This window comes from uncultured Spongiibacter sp. (assembly GCF_964011655.1).
In the GTDB taxonomy this organism is placed as follows: domain Bacteria; phylum Pseudomonadota; class Gammaproteobacteria; order Pseudomonadales; family Spongiibacteraceae; genus Spongiibacter; species Spongiibacter marinus.
The window spans coordinates 36,428-52,800 of sequence record NZ_CAXGPO010000017.1 but is presented as its reverse complement, the minus strand read 5'-3'; the positions used below and the strand labels follow the sequence as shown (position 1 = coordinate 52,800).

Sequence of the window (16,373 nt, the reverse complement as noted above, 5' to 3'; positions counted from 1 at the left end):
GCAGTTTATGCCGCAAACCGGCCGCATTGCCCGCTGGCAAGTGCCGCAGGGGCCGGGGCTGCGACTGGATAGTGGGATTAGCGAAGGGCAGCTTATCGGCGCCCATTACGACCCCATGCTGGCCAAGCTGATTTGCTGGGCGCCGAGCCGTGAAGAGGCACTGCGGCGTTTGGCGTCGATGTTGCAAGATACGGTATTACTGGGCATCAATAACAACCTGCAGTTTTTGCAGGCGGTGCTGCGCCATCCGAGTTTTATTGCCGGTGATGCCACCACAGCCTTTATCGCTGAGCATGGTGTGCAATGTACACCTCCGCCTGAGCCTGGCACTGCCAGCCTGGCAAGGGCGGCGGCGGTGCTATACGAATGTAATGCCGCAGCGGCCAAAACAGCGCCTGCCTGGCGGCGCAGTGCTCCGGCAAGCTGCGTTTTCACACTTGCTTGGGAAGGGCAGGAATACCGCATCGAACTGCTTGCGACGGGTAAGCAACGCGAATTCAGTATTGCCGGTCAGCGCCATACCCTGCAGGTGGCAGCTAGCGATGCCCAATCCTGTGTTATTGAAGAGGATGGCGTGCGGCGGCGCATCCACTTTGCGCGCAATGGCAAGCAGCTGTTCCTGGATGACGGCGGCGGCCACTTCATTTTCGACGATACCAGCCACGCGGTCGCCAAAGCGGATGCGGCCGCCGGCAGCGGCTTGCTGAAAGCGTCTATGGACGGCGCCATTGTGGACGTTGTTGTTGCAGAGGGTGAGCGCGTCAGCCGCGGGCAAACCCTGGTCGTGTTGGAGGCGATGAAAATGGAGCACCCGCTAAAGGCAGACATGGACGGCACGGTAGCGGCAATCCACTGCAAAGCGGGCGATCAAGTGAAGTCGCGGCAATTGCTTGTCGAGCTGAATGAGGAGGCGCTATGAGTCGTTCGTCAGTACGTATTGGCTGTGCCTCGGCGTTTTACGGCGACAGCCAGCTTGCGGCGCGGCAGTTGGTAGACAAAGGCGAGCTGGACTACTTGGTGTTCGACTACCTGGCCGAAGTGACCATGGGGATACTCGCCAAGGCGCGAGCCCGGGATGAGCGGCTGGGTTTTGCCGTGGACTTTGTCACCGTTGCCATGCGCGATGTGATGGCAGACTGCGCTGCCAACGGGATTAAGATTATTGCCAATGCCGGCGGCGTAAATGTGCCCGGCTGCATAGCCGCCCTACAGTCCTTAGCCCAGGAACAGGGCCTGCAGCTCAATATTGCCGGTGTGTATGGCGATGACTTGCTATCACGCAGGGAAGAATTTGCCCGCAAGGGCCTGAGCGACATGCAGAGCGGCGCACCGCTGCCCGACAAGCTTGCCAGTATGAATGCCTACCTCGGGGCTCAACCCATTGCCGAGGCGCTGGCCGCCGGCGCCGATATCGTAGTGACCGGGCGCGTGGTCGACAGTGCGGTAGTAATTGCGCCACTGATGCATGAATTCGGCTGGAGCTGGCAGGACTACGACCGCTTGGCGCAGGCGGCCTTGGCCGGGCACGTACTGGAATGCGGCGCCCAGTGTACCGGCGGTAACTTTACCGACTGGCACAAAGTGCCGGACTTTTCCACGATGAGCTACCCCATTGCCGAGGTTGCGCCAGAGGGTGATTTTATTGTGACCATTCCACCGGCGACCGGCGGTTTGGTCAACCGCGCCACTGTCGCTGAGCAGATCCTCTATGAAATTGGTGATCCGGCAAACTACCTGCTGCCGGATGTTGCCTGTGATTTTAGTGATGTGCGCTTGGACGAGGTCGGCGAAAACCGGCTTAGGGTGAGCAATGCCAAGGGCCGTGCGCCCGGCGATAGCTACAAGGTCTGCGCAACCTGGGTGGACGGTTATCGCTTGATGGGCAGTGCCTTTATCGGCGGGCTGCGCGCTGCCGAAAAAGCGCGCTGTAGCCTTAACGCTTGGTTACAACGCTGCCGTGGTGTTTTTAAAGAACGCGCTTGGGAAGACTTTCGCGATGTCAGCATCGAAGTCATTGGAGCCGAGGACACCTATGGCCGTCACGCGCGCGATACGGCTAGCAGGGAGGTGATGGCCAAATACGGTTTGCACCACAACAGCCGCGAGGCGCTTACCTTCGCCGCCAACGAGTTCGCCTATCTCGCGACCTCGGCGGCACCGGGCATGAGTGGCTTTGGTGCTGGCCGAGCCAAGCCCGGCCCATTGATTCGCATTCACTCGTCGCTACTCGCCAAAGACCGTGTTCCCGTCACCGTACAAATGGGCGATCAGCGCTTGAGTGAGCGCAGCTACCCAACGCCAGGTTCCAGCCCCGCGGTCGGTAGCCGTTACTCATCACTGGCTGTCAGCGAGGGTGTCGACTGCCGCGTGCCGCTCGAGCAACTGGCTTATGCGCGCAGCGGCGACAAGGGTAATAACGCGAATATCGGTGTGATTGCGCGCCGCGAGTGTTATTTGCCGTACATCGCCCAAGCCCTGTCGGAGAGCGCCGTGGCGGAGTACTTCGAGCATCTGCTAGATGGCGATGTACACCGCTTTGATGTGCCGGGTTTCCACGCCTTTAACTTTTTGTTGCGCGACGCGTTGGGCGGGGGCGGCAGTGCCTCGCTGCGGGTGGATTCGCAGGGCAAAGCGCTGGCGCAAATGCTGCTGTCGATGGACGTGGCAATCCCGCGACACCTGCTTGATTAATGCCCTAAGGGTTTGAGCGCACCCGCTATCGCGCGTAGTATCCTTGAGCATCATTTCTTCAGGGTTGGCGTGTGGTAGAGAGTGCATCGAGCTTTGGGCGGTTTTTAAAATTTTGGCGCGGTGTGCACCGCCTCAGTCAGGAGCAGCTGGCATTTGAGTTGGGCAGTTCACCGCGCCATATCAGCCGCCTTGAAAATGGCAGCAGTCGCCCCAGCGAAACGATGGTGTTGGAGATCGCCAAAGCGCTGAAATTGGGGCGGCGCGACCAAAGTCATTTGCTTATTGCGGCGGGCTTTGCGCCGCGCGACGAGCGTGTCGATTTTAATTCCGCAGAGCTCAAATGGCTGCGCAGCGCCATGACCATGACGCTGCAGGCGCTGGACCCCTATCCCGCATGTCTGGTGGATAATTCCACTAATATTCTCATGGTGAACCGCAGCTGGCTGGGGTTTTACTCCCGTCTTATGCCCGCTGATGAGTTGCACAATATCAGCAATTTTTACGACTTTATGTTCAGCTCCCAATCTGCGGAAAATGCCGTGAGCAACTGGGAGGACACACTGTCGGCCATTCTTATGTCGATCCAGCAGTCGGCGCTATTCAGCAATGACCCGACGGTGAAGGCAACCCTGGATCGGCTGCGCAGTTATCCCTCCGTACCGAGTGACTGGCAGCAGCGCGCCGCGTCGGTAGAGCCGATGGCGAGCTTTCGCGTGCAGCTGGCGATAGACGGTGTGATGCAGCGATTTTTTAGTGTGAGCACCACCGTGGGGGCACTGGGGCCAACGGCCTTTGTTTCCGAGCCTCAGTTAACCGTTACCGCGCTTTACCCGGAAGATCGTCAGCTGAATGTGGATGCCTTTGCAGACACCGACCTTAGTCACCCGCTGCTGTTTTACTAGGTGGCGATGGCGCTGCCTGACATCAGATGTCGTGGCTGGCTCTGGGGGTGCTGGGCATACTGCTGTCACAATTCTTTTTCGATATGAGGTACCGCCATGCCTGCTCCGCTACTCAACGAACGCGATCTTGATTTTATGCTGTACGAATTTCTGGACAGCGAGAGCATGTGTGCGCGCGAGCGTTATCGAGATCACAATCGCGAAAGCTTTGACGCTGCCATTACCACCGCTAAACAGCTGGCTGAAAAATATTTTCTACCGATTCGCGGCAAGGTCGACCGCAATGAACCGCGTTTTGAAAATGGCCGTGTGGAAATGCTCCCCGAGATCAAACAGGCGGTCGATGCCGCTACCGAGGCAGGGTTTGTCTCGTCAACGGCTGATTACGAAGTGGGCGGGATGCAATTGCCCCTGCCCGTGGCCACGGTCGCCAATGCGTATCTTACTGCCGCAGGCAGCACGACCCTGGGGTACTTGAGCTTAACCACTGCTAACGCCAGTTTGATTGAAGCGCACGGCACGCCGGAGCAGATTGCCAAGTGGGCCGTGCCCCAGCGCAGTGGCCGCTTTGCCGGCACCATGGCGATGACAGAGCCGGGAGCGGGCTCCGGCCTGGCTGACCTGATCACCAGTGCTGAACGGGCTGAGGATGGCAGTTACCGCATTACCGGGAATAAGATCTATATCTCTGGCGGCGATCACGAGCTTAATGAAAATATTGTGCACTTGGTGTTGGCTAGGGTGAAGGGGGCGCCAAAGGGGACCAAAGGCATCTCACTGTTCATTGTGCCTAAGTTTCTGGTTAACGACGATGGCAGCCTGGGTGAGCAGAACGATGTAGCCTTGGCGGGGCTGTTCCACAAAATGGGTGGTCGTGGGCAAACCTCCACATCACTTAACTTCGGTGAACGAGGTGGCGCCGTTGGCTATTTGGTTGGCGAGGAAAACCGCGGCCTGAGCTATATGTTCCACATGATGAACGAAGCGCGCATTATGGTCGGCACGGGTGCGGCAACCATAGCGCTAACCGGCTTTCAATACTCACTAAACTATGCCCGCGAGCGCCCGCAGGGCCGCTTGCCATCATGCAAAGACCCGCTGTCGCCGCCGGTTAATATTATTGAACACGCCGACGTACGCCGCATGTTATTGGCCCAGAAGGCCTATGCCGAGGGCGCGTTTGCTCTCTGTTTGTTTGGTGCACAGCTGGCCGACGACCAGCACACGGCGCCAACCGAAGAGCAGCGCAGTCAGGCTAAATTATTGCTCGATTTCTTGATTCCCATGATCAAAACCTGGCCCTCTGAGTACGGCCCTCAGGCCAATAGCTTGGCCATTCAGGTATTGGGAGGTGCGGGTTATATCAATGAACATCCGGTTGAAATGTTTTACCGCGATAATCGTCTTAACCCCATTCACGAGGGAACAACCGGCATTCAGTCCCTCGACTTGCTGGCGCGGAAGGTGCCCATGCAGGGCATGGCTGGCTATCACTACTGTCTGGCGTTAATGCGCGAAACGGTCGCGCAGGCCGGCGCTGTCGCCGGTTTGGAAAAGCAGGCGGAACAGCTGGAAAGTGCGATTAAACGGCTGACTGATACCACCGAAACCCTGTTGGCAGCCATGGCTGACACCGACATAGACAAGGTATTGGCGAACTCGGTTATGTACCTGGAGCTGTTTGGCCATGTGGTTGTGGCCTGGCTGTGGCTGAAGCAGGGGCTTGTTGCTCATCAAGCACTTGCGCAAAGTCAGCACGGTGACGAGCAGAATTTTTATCGTGGCAAGTTACAGGCGATGCGCTACTTCTTTTCGGTGGAGTTGCCGCACACTGAGCGCTGGTCTGCTTTGCTTATGCAAGGTGAAGACAGTGCCTATGCTATGCGTGATGATTGGTTTTAACAGGCCTAAATAAGGATAAACAAATGGCGACAACAGTAGATAGAGCGAAGGTGATGGAATACGTCGGCCGGGAGACACCGCCGACCCAGTGGCACACAGTGGATCAAGCGGCCATCAATGAATTTGCCGACTGTACGCTGGACCACCAGTTTATTCATGTTGATCCCGAGCGCGCGAAACAAACGCCCTTCGGTGGTACGGTTGCCCATGGCTTTTTAAGCCTGTCGATGCTGTCGCATTTTGCAGAAGAGTTTATGGTGATGATCGAGGGCGCCCATATGGGCTTGAATTACGGTTTTGATAAGGTTCGTTTTATCGCGCCTGTCGCCGTCGATAGCCGCATTCGCGCCCGCGCCAAGTTTATCGACATCACCGAAACCAAGCCGGGGCAGTTTCGCTTCACCACCCAGGTGACAATAGAGATCGAGGGTCAGGATAAACCCGCTCTCATCGCAGAGTGGTTGACCATGCAATTAGTGGCGTAAACATAAAAGGAAATAAAAATGGATGTGAGATTTGATGGCCAGGTAGCCATTGTAACGGGCGCGGGAAATGGCTTGGGGCGTAGTCACGCTCTGGCATTGGCAGCGCGCGGAGCCAAGGTTGTGGTGAATGACCTAGGCGGCGCCCGCGATGGCAGCGGCGCGTCCTCTGAGGCGGCGCGGGAAGTGGTTGCGACCATAGAGGCCAATGGCGGCGAGGCGATGGCCCACGGCGCTAATGTTGCGGTAATGGCAGAAGTTGAGGATATGGTCCGCGAGGCAATGGACAAGTGGGGGCGCGTCGATATTCTGGTAAATAACGCCGGTATTTTGCGCGACAAAACCTTTGCCAAAATGTCGCTGGACGACTTTCGCCTGGTGATGGATGTGCACCTGATGGGCTCGGTGAATTGCACCAAGGCGGTGTGGGACATTATGCGCGAGCAGGAATATGGCCGCATCGTGATGACCACGTCGTCGTCGGGCATGTACGGTAACTTCGGCCAGAGTAATTACGGCGCCGCGAAGATGGCGGTACTCGGTTTTATGAATACCCTGGGCCTTGAGGGTGCCAAGAAGAACGTGCGGGTCAATGCGCTGTCGCCGACGGCTGCAACGCGCATGACCGAAGACTTGCTGCCGAAAGAAGTACTGGATCTACTCACGCCGGAATCGGTAACGGCGGGTGCGCTGGTGCTGTGCCATGAATCTGCACCGAATCGCCATATTCTTTGCGCCGGCGCGGGTGGTTATGCGAGCTCGCGAATCTTTGAGACCGATGGCGTATTCTTGGGTGTTGAACAACAAACGCCTGAGGCGATCCTTGAAAACTGGGATGCCATTACCAGCGAAGCCGCGCAGCGGCCGCTAGAGGCGGGAAGTAAGCAGACTGAGAAATTCCTCGCCAAAGCCATGGCGGCGATGTCGGCGGAATAACCGGTCCTGGCTTTGTGGCATAAGTCTCAGCGAGAGGGGCGGTGCGACACAAACGGGCCGGCGGAGTATCCACCGGCCCGTTGCTATCAGGGGTTTCGATAGCGGACCTTAGCTATTGGTCACATCGAGCTTATCTTCCACTTCGGAAACGTGATCGAAGCTCTTGGCTATTTCAATGGCTAAGTCGTGTGCGGCCTCGCTTTTCACAGTGCCGCGCAGGGTCACTACACCGCGATGAGTGTCGACATTAATTTTGGTTGCCGCAATATCATCGTTGGCGGCAAACTTCATATTGATGGCCGCGGTGGTGCTCAAGTCATTCCACTTGCGGGCAAAGTCATTGCTGGTTTTCTCCAGCTTGCTGCGATAGCTCCCTTCAACATGTAAGTTGTTTTCAACCGATGTAACGCCGTCTACATTGCTCGCGAGCTGGCCGGCCAGATCCTTTTCGATATCACTGCTAACAGTGCCTTCGAGAGTAACCTTGCCCTGGTCTACATCCGTGTCGATGTCAAAGTTATTGAGCTCGCCATTGAGCATAATTGCGGTTTCGACTTTACCGTCGAGCCAGGCATCTTTGGTTTTGCCTTGCCAGCTGTCAGCCAGTACGGGAGTGCTTGCCAAAGCGCCCAAGGTGAGGCTGGTGATTAGCGTCTTCTTGATAGTCATAGTTGACCTCCATTTCGGTTCTAATCAAATACGATGCATGCATCGTCATTGGGTGCGAGTCACGTGTAATGGACTCGGTTGTGCCGATTTACGACACTTTTTTCTTTAATTCTTCAAATTGCTGTTTGGCTTCATCGCGGGCCAAACCGTAGCGTTCTTGCAACGCGCCGATAAGGCGTTCACTGCTGCCATCCACGCTCTCTAGTTCGTCGTCGCTTAATTCAGCCCACTTCTCTTTGATGCGACCTTTCAGTTGTTTCCATTTGCCTTCAGCGATATCTCGGTTCATAGCGTTCTCCTTATGTGGTCAAGGTGATGCAGTGAAGAGTTTTGGGCGAATTGCCCGGGGGATTTCTCCCGCTATGTGAGCGTCGCGGCGCTACATCTGGGGAGGTTTGCCGCGCAAGGCGCGCGCAAGAAGGGAGAGAAGCAATAATGCGATAAAGATAAAAAGCAGAATTTTAGCGATTCCAGTCGCTGCACCCGCTACACCGCTAAAGCCCAAGGCGCCAGCGATCAGTGCGATAACGAGAAACATCAATGTCCAACCTAGCATACTGCCTCCATGTTGCTTCGTTACTGGATATGACAGCGCTAAGAAAAACAGTTCAATATTTTTTTATTAGTGCGCCTTATTGGCACTGAGCTTGCCGATGAAAAATTGAAACTGTGAATTTACTTGCGACGTGAATATCGTCGTATTAAGTGCGTGAGGAAGGCCGCCATTCGCCGCCGCAGGCGCGCTATTTCGCGGCAGGGCATCGCTCTTCATTCCACGCACAGTTGCACCATTTGCAAGGCGTAAAAAAACCGCATGGCCCATGTATTGAGCAATGCGGTTTGGCGGTTTTACTACGCAGAGTTTGCGTGCTGCGTATCGCTACCTATTTTAGACGTGGATACCTTTGAGTACCGCTGCCAAGGCGACTTGTTCTGAAGATGCCTCAGTCTTCACCTCTTCGCCTTCACCCTTTGCCGCGGCGGAGTCGGGGAAGGTGCGGAAGACGGTATTCATAATAATTTCCGTTGCCTTCGGCATCACCGCGTTGAGTACTTGCATGCTGATGCCCAAGCCGGTCGCTATGCGCTTAGGACGCTTCACGATCGCTTCACAGATCATGTCCGCGGCTTCTTCTGGCGACAGTGTCGGCACAGCATTGTAGATCGAGGTGGGCCCGATCATTGGGGTGCGTACCAGCGGCATATTGATCGTGGTGAAGGCAATGTTGCGGTCGGAGAATTCCGCCGCCGCGCTGCGAGACCATGCATCAAGGGCCGATTTTGACGCCGCATAGGCGGAGAAGCGGGGTGAGGTACCAACAATAACGGCAATCGACGAGATGTTAATCACATGCCCCGACTTGCGCTCTAGCATTGAAGGCGCGAGCCCCATCACCAGCCTAATCGCACCAAAATAGTTGAGCTGCATCGTGCGTTCAAAATCGTGGAAGCGATCAAAGGTCAGCTCGAGCGAGCGACGAATTGACCGGCCGGCATTATTCACCAGCACATCAACATGGCCGTGGTTTTTCAGCAGCGTAGCGACCAGTTCATCGCAGGACTCAAGGTCAGAAACATCGCATGTATAGGCATAGCTGGTGCCGCCAAGCTCTTCAATTTCCTGCTGGGTTTCCTTGAGTTTTTCAACCGTTCGGGCGACCAATACAACCTCTGCGCCGGCTTCAGCCAGTTTGAGCGCGCTGGCTTTACCAATACCTGAGGATGCACCGGTAATCACGATGACCTTGCCTTCAACATTGCCGCGCAGGCTGCGGTCTTTAAATAGGTCTGGGTCGAGGTTGCGTTCCCAGTAGTCCCAAATCTTGTAGGCGTAATCTTCCAGCGCGGGTAATTCTATGCCGCTGCCACGCAGTGCTTTGACCGTTTCACGGTTATCAAAGCGCGTTGGCATATTCATGAACTGCAAGCCATCTTCTGGGATTTGATAGTCTGCCAGTATCGCGCTGGTGAGGCGCTTAACCGGCGGCATATTTTTCACCAAACCGGTGATGGAAGAGGGAATAAAGGCGAACATCCGCGAGTCGATGCGCAGCGCCATTTTCGGTGCATGGGCAGCTTTCGAGAAGATGTTGAGTACTTCGCCAACTTTGTGTGCATCGGGGTTAACGAGGTGGAAGCAGCGTCCATCCAACTTGGGCTTGTGGGATATATGATCAATAGCATCGGCGACATAGTCCACCGGCACGATGTTCATCTGGCCGCCCTCAATGCCGATAATCGGGCACCATTGGGGGACGCGATAACGCAGCTTCTGAATGAGTTTGAAGAAATAATAGGGGCCGTCGACCTTATCCATCTCTCCGGTCTTGGAGTCGCCGACAACCATTGCCGGGCGGTAGATGCGATAGGGAATTTTGCATTCCTTGCGTACTAAGCCTTCAGAGACATGCTTGGTGCGGAAGTAGGCATGCTTAAGGCCCTCAGCCTCTTCGAACATGTCTTCGCGAAACACGCCGCGATATAAACCGGCTGCAGCGATGGAACTAGCAAGGTGGAAACAGCCGGCTTGCATGGCTTCTGCCGCGTCGATAGCGCTTTGGGTGCCGCGGATATTGGTGACTTCCTGGCTTTCGGCATCGGCTTTTAAATCGTAGATGGCTGCCAGGTGATAGAAGTGTTTGATTTCACCTTTTAGCTTGGCCATTTCTTTGGCGCTGATGCCGAGTTTGTTTTTGGCGAGGTCGCCCCAAACCGGAACCAGACGATCTTTACTGAGGCCGGTTTTTTCCAGCAGGTCGAGATATTTTTGTTTAGAACTGCGGCGAACCAGAACATAAATAGTGCCCTTTCTGCGCGCAAGGCGTTCGATAAGGAATCGACCGATAAAGCCGGTGCCGCCAGTAACGAAGTAACTCATAGTGCCTCTCCAGATGTTTTAAAAATTCTCCACAGCGGTGGGCGGTTAAAACGGCCCGCCGCTGTTTTGCTTCCGTCAGTGAAAGCAGGGGATTTTTCTGGTTGTTTTATTCGGCCGGTTTAGCCAGCCGCCTTGTTATTGTGTTCGAGTAACTGCGGTGATACTGCGTTTTCGAGATCTGCAAATGCCTCGTGTATATAGTCACTCAATACCTCGAGTTTGGGTAGGGCGGAGCTCGCCACCAAACCAAACTGCAAACGTCCATCATAACTATATAGTGTGATATTTAAGTGGCAACCTGGAGGCAGTGCACTGATTGGATACATCTCCTCCAGCCGCGCACCCTTCAGGTAGAGGGGTTTCACTGGACCGGGCACATTGGACACTAGAGTATTGCCCAGTGGTGGCAGCTTATCGTCGATGCCTAGCAGTTCAACAAGCTGCGCCAAACTGCCTAGTAATACGGTGTAGGCCATTACCGACGCCGGGGGAACGCCGTCGACCTGATAGCGAACATTGCGCAGGGTAAAGCCAATTTCCCGCAAGCGCTCATAGGGGTCAGTGGTTTTGTTGGCCAGTTCAACCAATACAATGCCGATTTTATTGCCCATGCTGTTATCGCCTTGGCGACGCAGATTTACCGGCATTTGAATGGTGATGGGTTCATCGATATCCGACTCGCAATCTTGCAGGTAGCGGTGCAGGGCGCCGTCGATACAGGTTAAGGCAATATGGTTCAGGGTAGAGCGGGTTAGGCTGCGCAGGTGGTTCACGCGCTCCATGGGCACTGCTGCGGTAGCCACTTGGCGGCCGGGAACGACCTGACCGTTAAGCGGCGTGTTCGGGTTGGCTTGGTAGGGCACTGCCACGGCATTTTTAGTCAGCTTCATGGCTTCCAGGGCGAGCTGCGCGCTCAGCTTTGACAGGCCCAGCGCGGAGCGCAGGTAGTCGGTGGAGCGGCCGCCCAGCTTGCTCAACACCTTCATGATTGACACGCTGTCGGCGGCATTCTCTAAGCGCTTTTCCGGGATCACTGACCACATCGGCGTGGCTTTGCGTGCGCGTGAAGATTGACTCAGGCTCTTTGCGAGAATGGATGACATGGTCACGCCGTCTGCATAGGCGTGGTGAAGCTTGGTGTAGATGGCAAAGCGTTTATCGTCGATCCCCTGGATAACATGGATCTCCCACATCGGTTGATCGCGTTCCATCTTCGGGCTGTGAAGTTCACCGACCAGCTCGTAGAGTGCGTCGCGAAAATCGTCGCCCTCAAGTTGGTGGTAAAAAATATGGTCGTCGATATTGAAGTCGGGAGCGTCCGCCCAACTGGGTGTGGAGAATCGGCTGAATTTGACGATCTGGTTAAATGGAGGGCGAATGTCGGCATTGGTGCCAACGTATTCACGCACTGCGGTTTCCACGAAGTCCTTGCCTGCTTTCGCGGGCTTGCGGAACATCATCATGCCACCGACGTGTTTGGGGCTGGCTTCGGTTTCGGTTAAGAAGAAAGCCAAGTCCATTAGAGAGAGTTTTGCCATAGCCGCCAATACTTCCTATTGTTGTCGTAAAACATTTGTACAGGCGAGTTAATACAACTTTATTTAAATCGCTCTGGTGTGGGCTCCAAGATTGAATACCAAAATAGTCTATGCCCTAATGGGCGATCTCGCTATTGCCGTGACTGCTCGAACCTCGTAAAAAAGGGTCAATGCTTACGCCTTACGCTAGCGCAGAATGTCGGCGCTGAACAGGGCGGCTAGTAGGATAATTATTCAATAATGACCACAAAGACTATTTATGACATCACTTAAAGCGCTGGCCAAGCGCTTCTTTGTACTTCCTTATATTCTGCTCTGTGGGGCTGCATCGCTGCACAGTGCGTGGCAGTTGAGCAGCGGTTTTAGTCTGTCGTGGTTTGGTGCTTGGTTAGCTGTCACCCCGGTGCCGTTGTTCGTGGCACTGTTGTACAGCGTAGCCTTTGTTCATGTCGGGCGCTTTATTGTTATCCAGCTAATTGCCGCGTTGCTGGGGGCAATGTTGGTGGTGGTTGAGATGGATATCGTGCCGACTATCTACGGTTTAAGTTTGGGGCTTGGCGGCGTTTTCCTCTACGTTTTCTGGTATTCGTATCTGGATAGGGATGACAATCCCGAGCTGATTGTCGGCCACGCGCTACCCCATTTTGAGCTGCAAAATGAGCATGGGGAGTGCGTCGGTTCTGAGCAGTTTCAAGGCAGGAAAACCGCCTTTTTATTTTTTCGGGGTAGTTGGTGTCCGCTGTGCCGGAGCCAATTACACGAGTTTATGGGCTATTGCCGCGAGTTCCTGGGGCACGGTATTCGCCTGGTATTGGTGAGCCCTCAAACCGTTGCCGAGAGTCGCAAACTGGCTGGCGACCTGCCTGATGGTGTCGAGGTGTATAGCGACCCCTCATTGAATGCGGCGAAGGCGCTGCATATTGTCCATGCGGCAGGCATGCCATTTGGCGTGCCCTTGGGTAGTCGCGATACCGTGCTGCCTACCCTGCTGGTGGTTGATGAAAGTGGTGTTATCCGCTACGCAGACCTGCCAGAGAATTTTCGTATCGGCCCGCAGCCAAAGCGTCTGCTGTCGGCCCTGGAGGAACATTGGTTGTGAGCGACAAGGAAGCGATTCGTCTGGCGGCAACAGCGGTGGTGTTGCGGGACACACCCTCTGGTCTTGAAGTGTTATTGCTGCGGCGGCACGAGCAGTTAAAAGTGGGAGGCGGGCACTGGGTGTTTCCCGGTGGCACCGTGGACCCTGATGATGTTGCCGATGCCCAGGGCGATCGCATGCAGGCATTTCGCTTGGCGGCGGTAAGGGAAACCGAAGAAGAAGCGGCGATCAATCTGGCGCCGGAAGCACTGCAACATATCTCTTACTGGACAACGCCCGCACATATGGGGCGGCGCTTCGAGACGGCGTTTTTCCTCGCTGACGGCCAGGGGATGGAGGTAGAAGTGGACGGCGAGGAAATGGATGCCCATCAGTGGGGCGCAGCGGCAGATTTTGTGCAGTCGCATTGCTCCGGTGAGTTGGCCCTGTTACCGCCGACCTTGGTGACCCTGTCGGAACTGTCACAGTGCTCAACCGTCGCGCAGGCAAAGGCGTTTTATGCCGCGCGTGAGGTTCCCGATATTCACCCCAAAGTGACCGACCATCAGGGCGTGGTATGCATGCTCTACGGCGGCGACGCCGGGTATTGCCAGCTGGACCCGGACGCGGCAGGTTCGCGCAACCGCTGCTATTTAGACAAAGGGGTTTGGCGCTACGAGTTTTTGGCTTCTTAGGCGAGCTGCACTGCACGACGCAAAAGAATTATTGCCATAGCGAGGGGTTTTGACGCAGCCGGTGTTTAATCAATAACGGCCGTTAAAACCCTTTTTCGTTTATGGAGTCACGACAATGAAAACGTCTAGCAAAATTTTGGCAGTATTGGCGATGGGTGCCGCAATGAGTGCTCAGGCAAAGCCGCCCGGCGGCTGCGAGCGCGGTGGAGAAGGCGGTCATAGCGTTGCTGATATGGTCGCAAAACGCAGTGCCCACTTTATGGCGATGGACCTGAACGGCAACGGCGAAGTTACCCGTGAAGAGATTGCAGAGTACCGCGCGAAAATGCGCGAGCAACGCACAGGGTCTCGGGCCGACCGCTTTGAACGGGCCGATACCGACAAAAACGGTAGCGTGTCTGCGGCCGAAGCGCGTGCAGCGGCTGAGGCCCAGTTAAGTAAGCTCGACAGCAATGGCGACGGCGAGCTGTCCCGCAAGGAAATGCGCAAAGGCTTTAAACATGGTAAACGCCAAGCCGGGCCGTGGGCAGACGATCAGTAATTGAGAGGTGATACCGGCGGTGGTTGATTGGCAACCAAGGCATGGAAGGTGGTGATGGTGTCTCGCGATGCCACGCTGCTTGCGCGAACGGCCGAGGGTGACGCCCAGGCCTTTCAGCAGCTTGTCGACCGCCACAGCAGCGCGGTACTCAATGTGATCTATCGCATTGTGGTGTCGCGCGCAGATGCCGAAGACCTTTGCCAGGAGGTATTTGTGCGCCTGTGGAAGCAGGCGCCAAGCTGGCAAGATGAGGCAAAACTGAGCACCTGGTTGTACCGTGTAGCGAGTAACCTGGCGATTAACCATAGTCAGCGTGTGCAGCAGCGTTTTGTTGTGGACGGTGAGCTAGCCGAACAGCTGGCGGACGCGTCAACGCCGCTGAACGACGAGCCGGGCGATTCGCCGGCATTGGCGGCGGCCTTGTCAGCGTTGCCTGAAGAGCAACGAGCGGCCATTGCCTTTCGCTACTATCGGGAAATGCCAGTGCGGGATATTGCCGACGTGCTCGGCAATAGTCCCAAGGCAGTGGAATCGTTACTGGGGCGTGCGCGAAAGCGACTGCGGCAACTTTTAGGAGAGAACAATGACTAGCTATTTTCGGGCTTTGCAATGTTACGGCGCAAACCTCCGGGAGTGGCCGGCACATTTATGGCCAATTGCCTTGCTGGGTATGTTGAGTCGGCGTGGCCGAGCAGCAAGGCGGAGCGCCCTCGCCGACGACGCAGCGTGGCGGCGACAGTTGCAGAGCGATGGGCTGTCATTAGCGCCCAGCGCTGCTATGCAGCAGCGCTTATCTGCCATTCCCGGTGCACACCGCCAAGTGGCCCCCCCCCAGCGCCCAGTGTTTTTGCCAGTAAGTATGGCGACGGCGGCGGCAATGGTGTTGGGTATTGCGATAGGGGCGACGGATTTAACATCGTCATCCAGTGTGTTTAGCGACGACTACCAAGCCTTTGCGAGCTTGGATATTGCGGGTAGCAACGACGTTGCAGACTGGTTGGAGGGAGAGTGATGACAAAGCGTAAAGGCCTGCTAATTGCGCTGGTGAGTTCGCTGGTGATCAACGCTTTGCTGATTGGTTCGTGGGTGGGCCACAGGTTACACGGCGACCCGATCATGCATTCGATGAGCCGACATATTTTGAAGCGCCCACCGGAGACACTGAGCGAACAGGCACGAGAGGTGCTCAAGGCGGAGCGAGGCGCTATGCGCAAGGCCTATCGCAATTTGCGTGAAAAACGCCGTGGCGTGGCGGCGCTTCTGTCTGAGCAGCCGCTGGATACGGTGGCGCTGGCCGCCGCCTTGGCTGAGGTGCGCGAGGCCGATGTTGCCCTGAAGCGACTCAGTCACGAGGTGCTGTTGCAGGTATTGCCGCCAATGCCGCCAGAGGAACGTTTGGCGATGTTGCGCCCTCACAAGCGTAAAGGCGATCGGGCATGCCCGCCGCAGGAACACAGGAAGCCGCCGCAGCCACCGGTTCAGTAAATGCCACTGTAGTGCAGTTGGCCGTTGTACCAGCGTTTTTTCCAGGCGCGAAACACCCGATCGGGGTACCAGTTTTTGCCAAGGCTGCCGTTGTAGCGGGCCAGTGCGCGGCGCATATTGCCTTTTTCCCGCTTCAGATAAAACTGCAGAATTTGGCAGCCGTAGCGCAGGTTGGTGTCCATGTCGGTGAGGTTGTCGCTGGGGCGGCCAATTTCGTTTTTCCAGAAAGGCATCACCTGCATTAAGCCCTGCGCGCCGACACTGGAAATAGCAAAGCGGTCGAAGTAGCTTTCCACTTGAATGAGTGCCAGTACCAGCTCGGGAGGCAGGTCGGCGGCCTTGGCCTCGCGGTGCACGCTGCGCAATAACGCCAAGCGTTGCTCCGGTTCACGGATAATGCTCGCCAGACGGGCCGACATATCAGTCAGCCAGACTTCGGCATCAAAGCGGTCTTGGAAGCTGTCGTCGCGGTGCAGCGCTTCTTTCAAATAAGCGGTTAGCGCCGCGCGCTCTGCCGGGTCCTGCGGCTGAGTCCAACCGGTGCCCGCTATCAGTAGCAGGCACCCGGCAAGGGCG

Annotated in this window: 18 protein-coding genes; 12 read left to right on the top strand and 6 right to left on the bottom strand. The window is 56.0% G+C overall.

Annotation, left to right across the window (positions count from 1 at the left end):
• The 6 genes from ABNS66_RS09740 to ABNS66_RS09715 form a co-directional block, all read left to right on the top strand.
• Window positions 1-919 (top strand): biotin/lipoyl-containing protein (locus ABNS66_RS09740; RefSeq protein ID WP_348655307.1); only part of this gene is annotated, 919 nt, incomplete at its 5' end.
• Window positions 916-2,691, top strand: coding sequence for an acyclic terpene utilization AtuA family protein (locus tag ABNS66_RS09735; protein ID WP_286837224.1), 1,776 nt, complete (start codon window positions 916-918; stop codon window positions 2,689-2,691). The genes ABNS66_RS09740 and ABNS66_RS09735, both read left to right, overlap by 4 nt.
• Before the next feature lie 71 nt (window positions 2,692-2,762).
• On the top strand, window positions 2,763-3,593 hold the full coding sequence (locus ABNS66_RS09730; RefSeq protein WP_204996728.1) for a helix-turn-helix domain-containing protein: 831 nt from the start codon (window positions 2,763-2,765) through the stop codon (window positions 3,591-3,593).
• A 96-nt stretch (window positions 3,594-3,689) separates the two neighbouring features.
• The gene (locus tag ABNS66_RS09725) at window positions 3,690-5,495 is read left to right on the top strand and encodes an acyl-CoA dehydrogenase (RefSeq protein ID WP_286837226.1); all 1,806 of its coding nucleotides are present in this window, start codon (window positions 3,690-3,692) and stop codon (window positions 5,493-5,495) included.
• A gap of 23 nt (window positions 5,496-5,518) precedes the next feature.
• The gene (locus ABNS66_RS09720; protein WP_286837228.1) at window positions 5,519-5,980 is read left to right on the top strand and encodes a MaoC family dehydratase; all 462 of its coding nucleotides are present in this window, start codon (window positions 5,519-5,521) and stop codon (window positions 5,978-5,980) included.
• 18 nt (window positions 5,981-5,998) lie between these two features.
• A complete protein-coding gene (locus tag ABNS66_RS09715; RefSeq protein WP_286837230.1) occupies window positions 5,999-6,913 on the top strand; it encodes an SDR family NAD(P)-dependent oxidoreductase in 915 nt (304 codons plus the stop codon).
• Between the two features lie 108 nt (window positions 6,914-7,021).
• Here the strand turns inward: ABNS66_RS09715 and ABNS66_RS09710 are convergent, their stop codons facing one another.
• The 5 genes from ABNS66_RS09710 to ABNS66_RS09690 form a co-directional block, all read right to left on the bottom strand.
• Window positions 7,022-7,582, bottom strand: a complete 561-nt coding sequence (locus ABNS66_RS09710; RefSeq protein ID WP_286837232.1) for a BON domain-containing protein — start codon at window positions 7,580-7,582, stop codon at window positions 7,022-7,024.
• An 88-nt stretch (window positions 7,583-7,670) separates the two neighbouring features.
• A complete protein-coding gene (locus tag ABNS66_RS09705; protein ID WP_204996734.1) occupies window positions 7,671-7,871 on the bottom strand; it encodes a CsbD family protein in 201 nt (66 codons plus the stop codon).
• A gap of 90 nt (window positions 7,872-7,961) precedes the next feature.
• Window positions 7,962-8,138, bottom strand: coding sequence for a DUF1328 domain-containing protein (locus ABNS66_RS09700; RefSeq protein WP_286837234.1), 177 nt, complete (start codon window positions 8,136-8,138; stop codon window positions 7,962-7,964).
• 333 nt (window positions 8,139-8,471) lie between these two features.
• Entirely contained in the window at window positions 8,472-10,460 is a 1,989-nt protein-coding gene (locus tag ABNS66_RS09695) for an SDR family oxidoreductase (protein ID WP_286696090.1), read from the bottom strand.
• Window positions 10,461-10,579: 119 nt separating this feature from the next.
• Window positions 10,580-11,998: a wax ester/triacylglycerol synthase family O-acyltransferase gene (locus ABNS66_RS09690; RefSeq protein ID WP_286696089.1), complete on the bottom strand. Its 1,419-nt coding sequence runs from the start codon at window positions 11,996-11,998 to the stop codon at window positions 10,580-10,582.
• 259 nt (window positions 11,999-12,257) lie between these two features.
• On the opposite strand from ABNS66_RS09690, the gene ABNS66_RS09685 reads away from it, so the two are divergent.
• The 6 genes from ABNS66_RS09685 (at window position 12,258) to ABNS66_RS09660 (ending at window position 15,797) form a co-directional block, all read left to right on the top strand.
• Window positions 12,258-13,097 (top strand): peroxiredoxin family protein, encoded by an 840-nt coding sequence (locus ABNS66_RS09685; RefSeq protein WP_286837235.1) that lies wholly within the window; start codon window positions 12,258-12,260, stop codon window positions 13,095-13,097.
• Window positions 13,094-13,771, top strand: a complete 678-nt coding sequence (locus ABNS66_RS09680) for an NUDIX domain-containing protein (RefSeq protein ID WP_286837236.1) — start codon at window positions 13,094-13,096, stop codon at window positions 13,769-13,771. Before ABNS66_RS09685 ends, ABNS66_RS09680 begins: the two co-directional genes overlap by 4 nt.
• A gap of 115 nt (window positions 13,772-13,886) precedes the next feature.
• Window positions 13,887-14,312: a hypothetical protein gene (locus tag ABNS66_RS09675; RefSeq protein ID WP_204996818.1), complete on the top strand. Its 426-nt coding sequence runs from the start codon at window positions 13,887-13,889 to the stop codon at window positions 14,310-14,312.
• Between the two features lie 27 nt (window positions 14,313-14,339).
• Entirely contained in the window at window positions 14,340-14,903 is a 564-nt protein-coding gene (locus ABNS66_RS09670) for a sigma-70 family RNA polymerase sigma factor (RefSeq protein WP_286837237.1), read from the top strand.
• On the top strand, window positions 14,896-15,324 hold the full coding sequence (locus ABNS66_RS09665; RefSeq protein WP_286837238.1) for a hypothetical protein: 429 nt from the start codon (window positions 14,896-14,898) through the stop codon (window positions 15,322-15,324). Before ABNS66_RS09670 ends, ABNS66_RS09665 begins: the two co-directional genes overlap by 8 nt.
• Window positions 15,324-15,797 (top strand): periplasmic heavy metal sensor, encoded by a 474-nt coding sequence (locus tag ABNS66_RS09660; RefSeq protein ID WP_286837239.1) that lies wholly within the window; start codon window positions 15,324-15,326, stop codon window positions 15,795-15,797. The genes ABNS66_RS09665 and ABNS66_RS09660 overlap by 1 nt, the downstream gene beginning before the upstream one ends.
• Here the strand turns inward: ABNS66_RS09660 and ABNS66_RS09655 are convergent.
• Window positions 15,791-16,348 (bottom strand): transglycosylase SLT domain-containing protein, encoded by a 558-nt coding sequence (locus ABNS66_RS09655; RefSeq protein ID WP_286696205.1) that lies wholly within the window; start codon window positions 16,346-16,348, stop codon window positions 15,791-15,793. The genes ABNS66_RS09660 and ABNS66_RS09655 overlap by 7 nt on opposite strands.
• Window positions 16,349-16,373 lie beyond the last annotated feature (25 nt).

Bases quoted from the DNA above. Each gene is read 5' to 3' on its own strand.
- ABNS66_RS09715 (WP_286837230.1), top strand. From the start codon at position 5,999: ATGGATGTGAGATTTGATGGCCAGGTAGCCATTGTAACGGGCGCGGGA.
- ABNS66_RS09695 (WP_286696090.1), bottom strand. From the start codon at position 10,460: ATGAGTTACTTCGTTACTGGCGGCACCGGCTTTATCGGTCGATTCCTT.
- ABNS66_RS09700 (WP_286837234.1), bottom strand. From the start codon at position 8,138: ATGCTAGGTTGGACATTGATGTTTCTCGTTATCGCACTGATCGCTGGC.
- ABNS66_RS09705 (WP_204996734.1), bottom strand. From the start codon at position 7,871: ATGAACCGAGATATCGCTGAAGGCAAATGGAAACAACTGAAAGGTCGC.
- ABNS66_RS09675 (WP_204996818.1), top strand. From the start codon at position 13,887: ATGAAAACGTCTAGCAAAATTTTGGCAGTATTGGCGATGGGTGCCGCA.
- ABNS66_RS09690 (WP_286696089.1), bottom strand. From the start codon at position 11,998: ATGGCAAAACTCTCTCTAATGGACTTGGCTTTCTTCTTAACCGAAACC.
- ABNS66_RS09710 (WP_286837232.1), bottom strand. From the start codon at position 7,582: ATGACTATCAAGAAGACGCTAATCACCAGCCTCACCTTGGGCGCTTTG.
- ABNS66_RS09720 (WP_286837228.1), top strand. From the start codon at position 5,519: ATGGCGACAACAGTAGATAGAGCGAAGGTGATGGAATACGTCGGCCGG.
- ABNS66_RS09685 (WP_286837235.1), top strand. From the start codon at position 12,258: ATGACATCACTTAAAGCGCTGGCCAAGCGCTTCTTTGTACTTCCTTAT.
- ABNS66_RS09660 (WP_286837239.1), top strand. From the start codon at position 15,324: ATGACAAAGCGTAAAGGCCTGCTAATTGCGCTGGTGAGTTCGCTGGTG.
- ABNS66_RS09665 (WP_286837238.1), top strand. From the start codon at position 14,896: ATGACTAGCTATTTTCGGGCTTTGCAATGTTACGGCGCAAACCTCCGG.
- ABNS66_RS09735 (WP_286837224.1), top strand. From the start codon at position 916: ATGAGTCGTTCGTCAGTACGTATTGGCTGTGCCTCGGCGTTTTACGGC.
- ABNS66_RS09725 (WP_286837226.1), top strand. From the start codon at position 3,690: ATGCCTGCTCCGCTACTCAACGAACGCGATCTTGATTTTATGCTGTAC.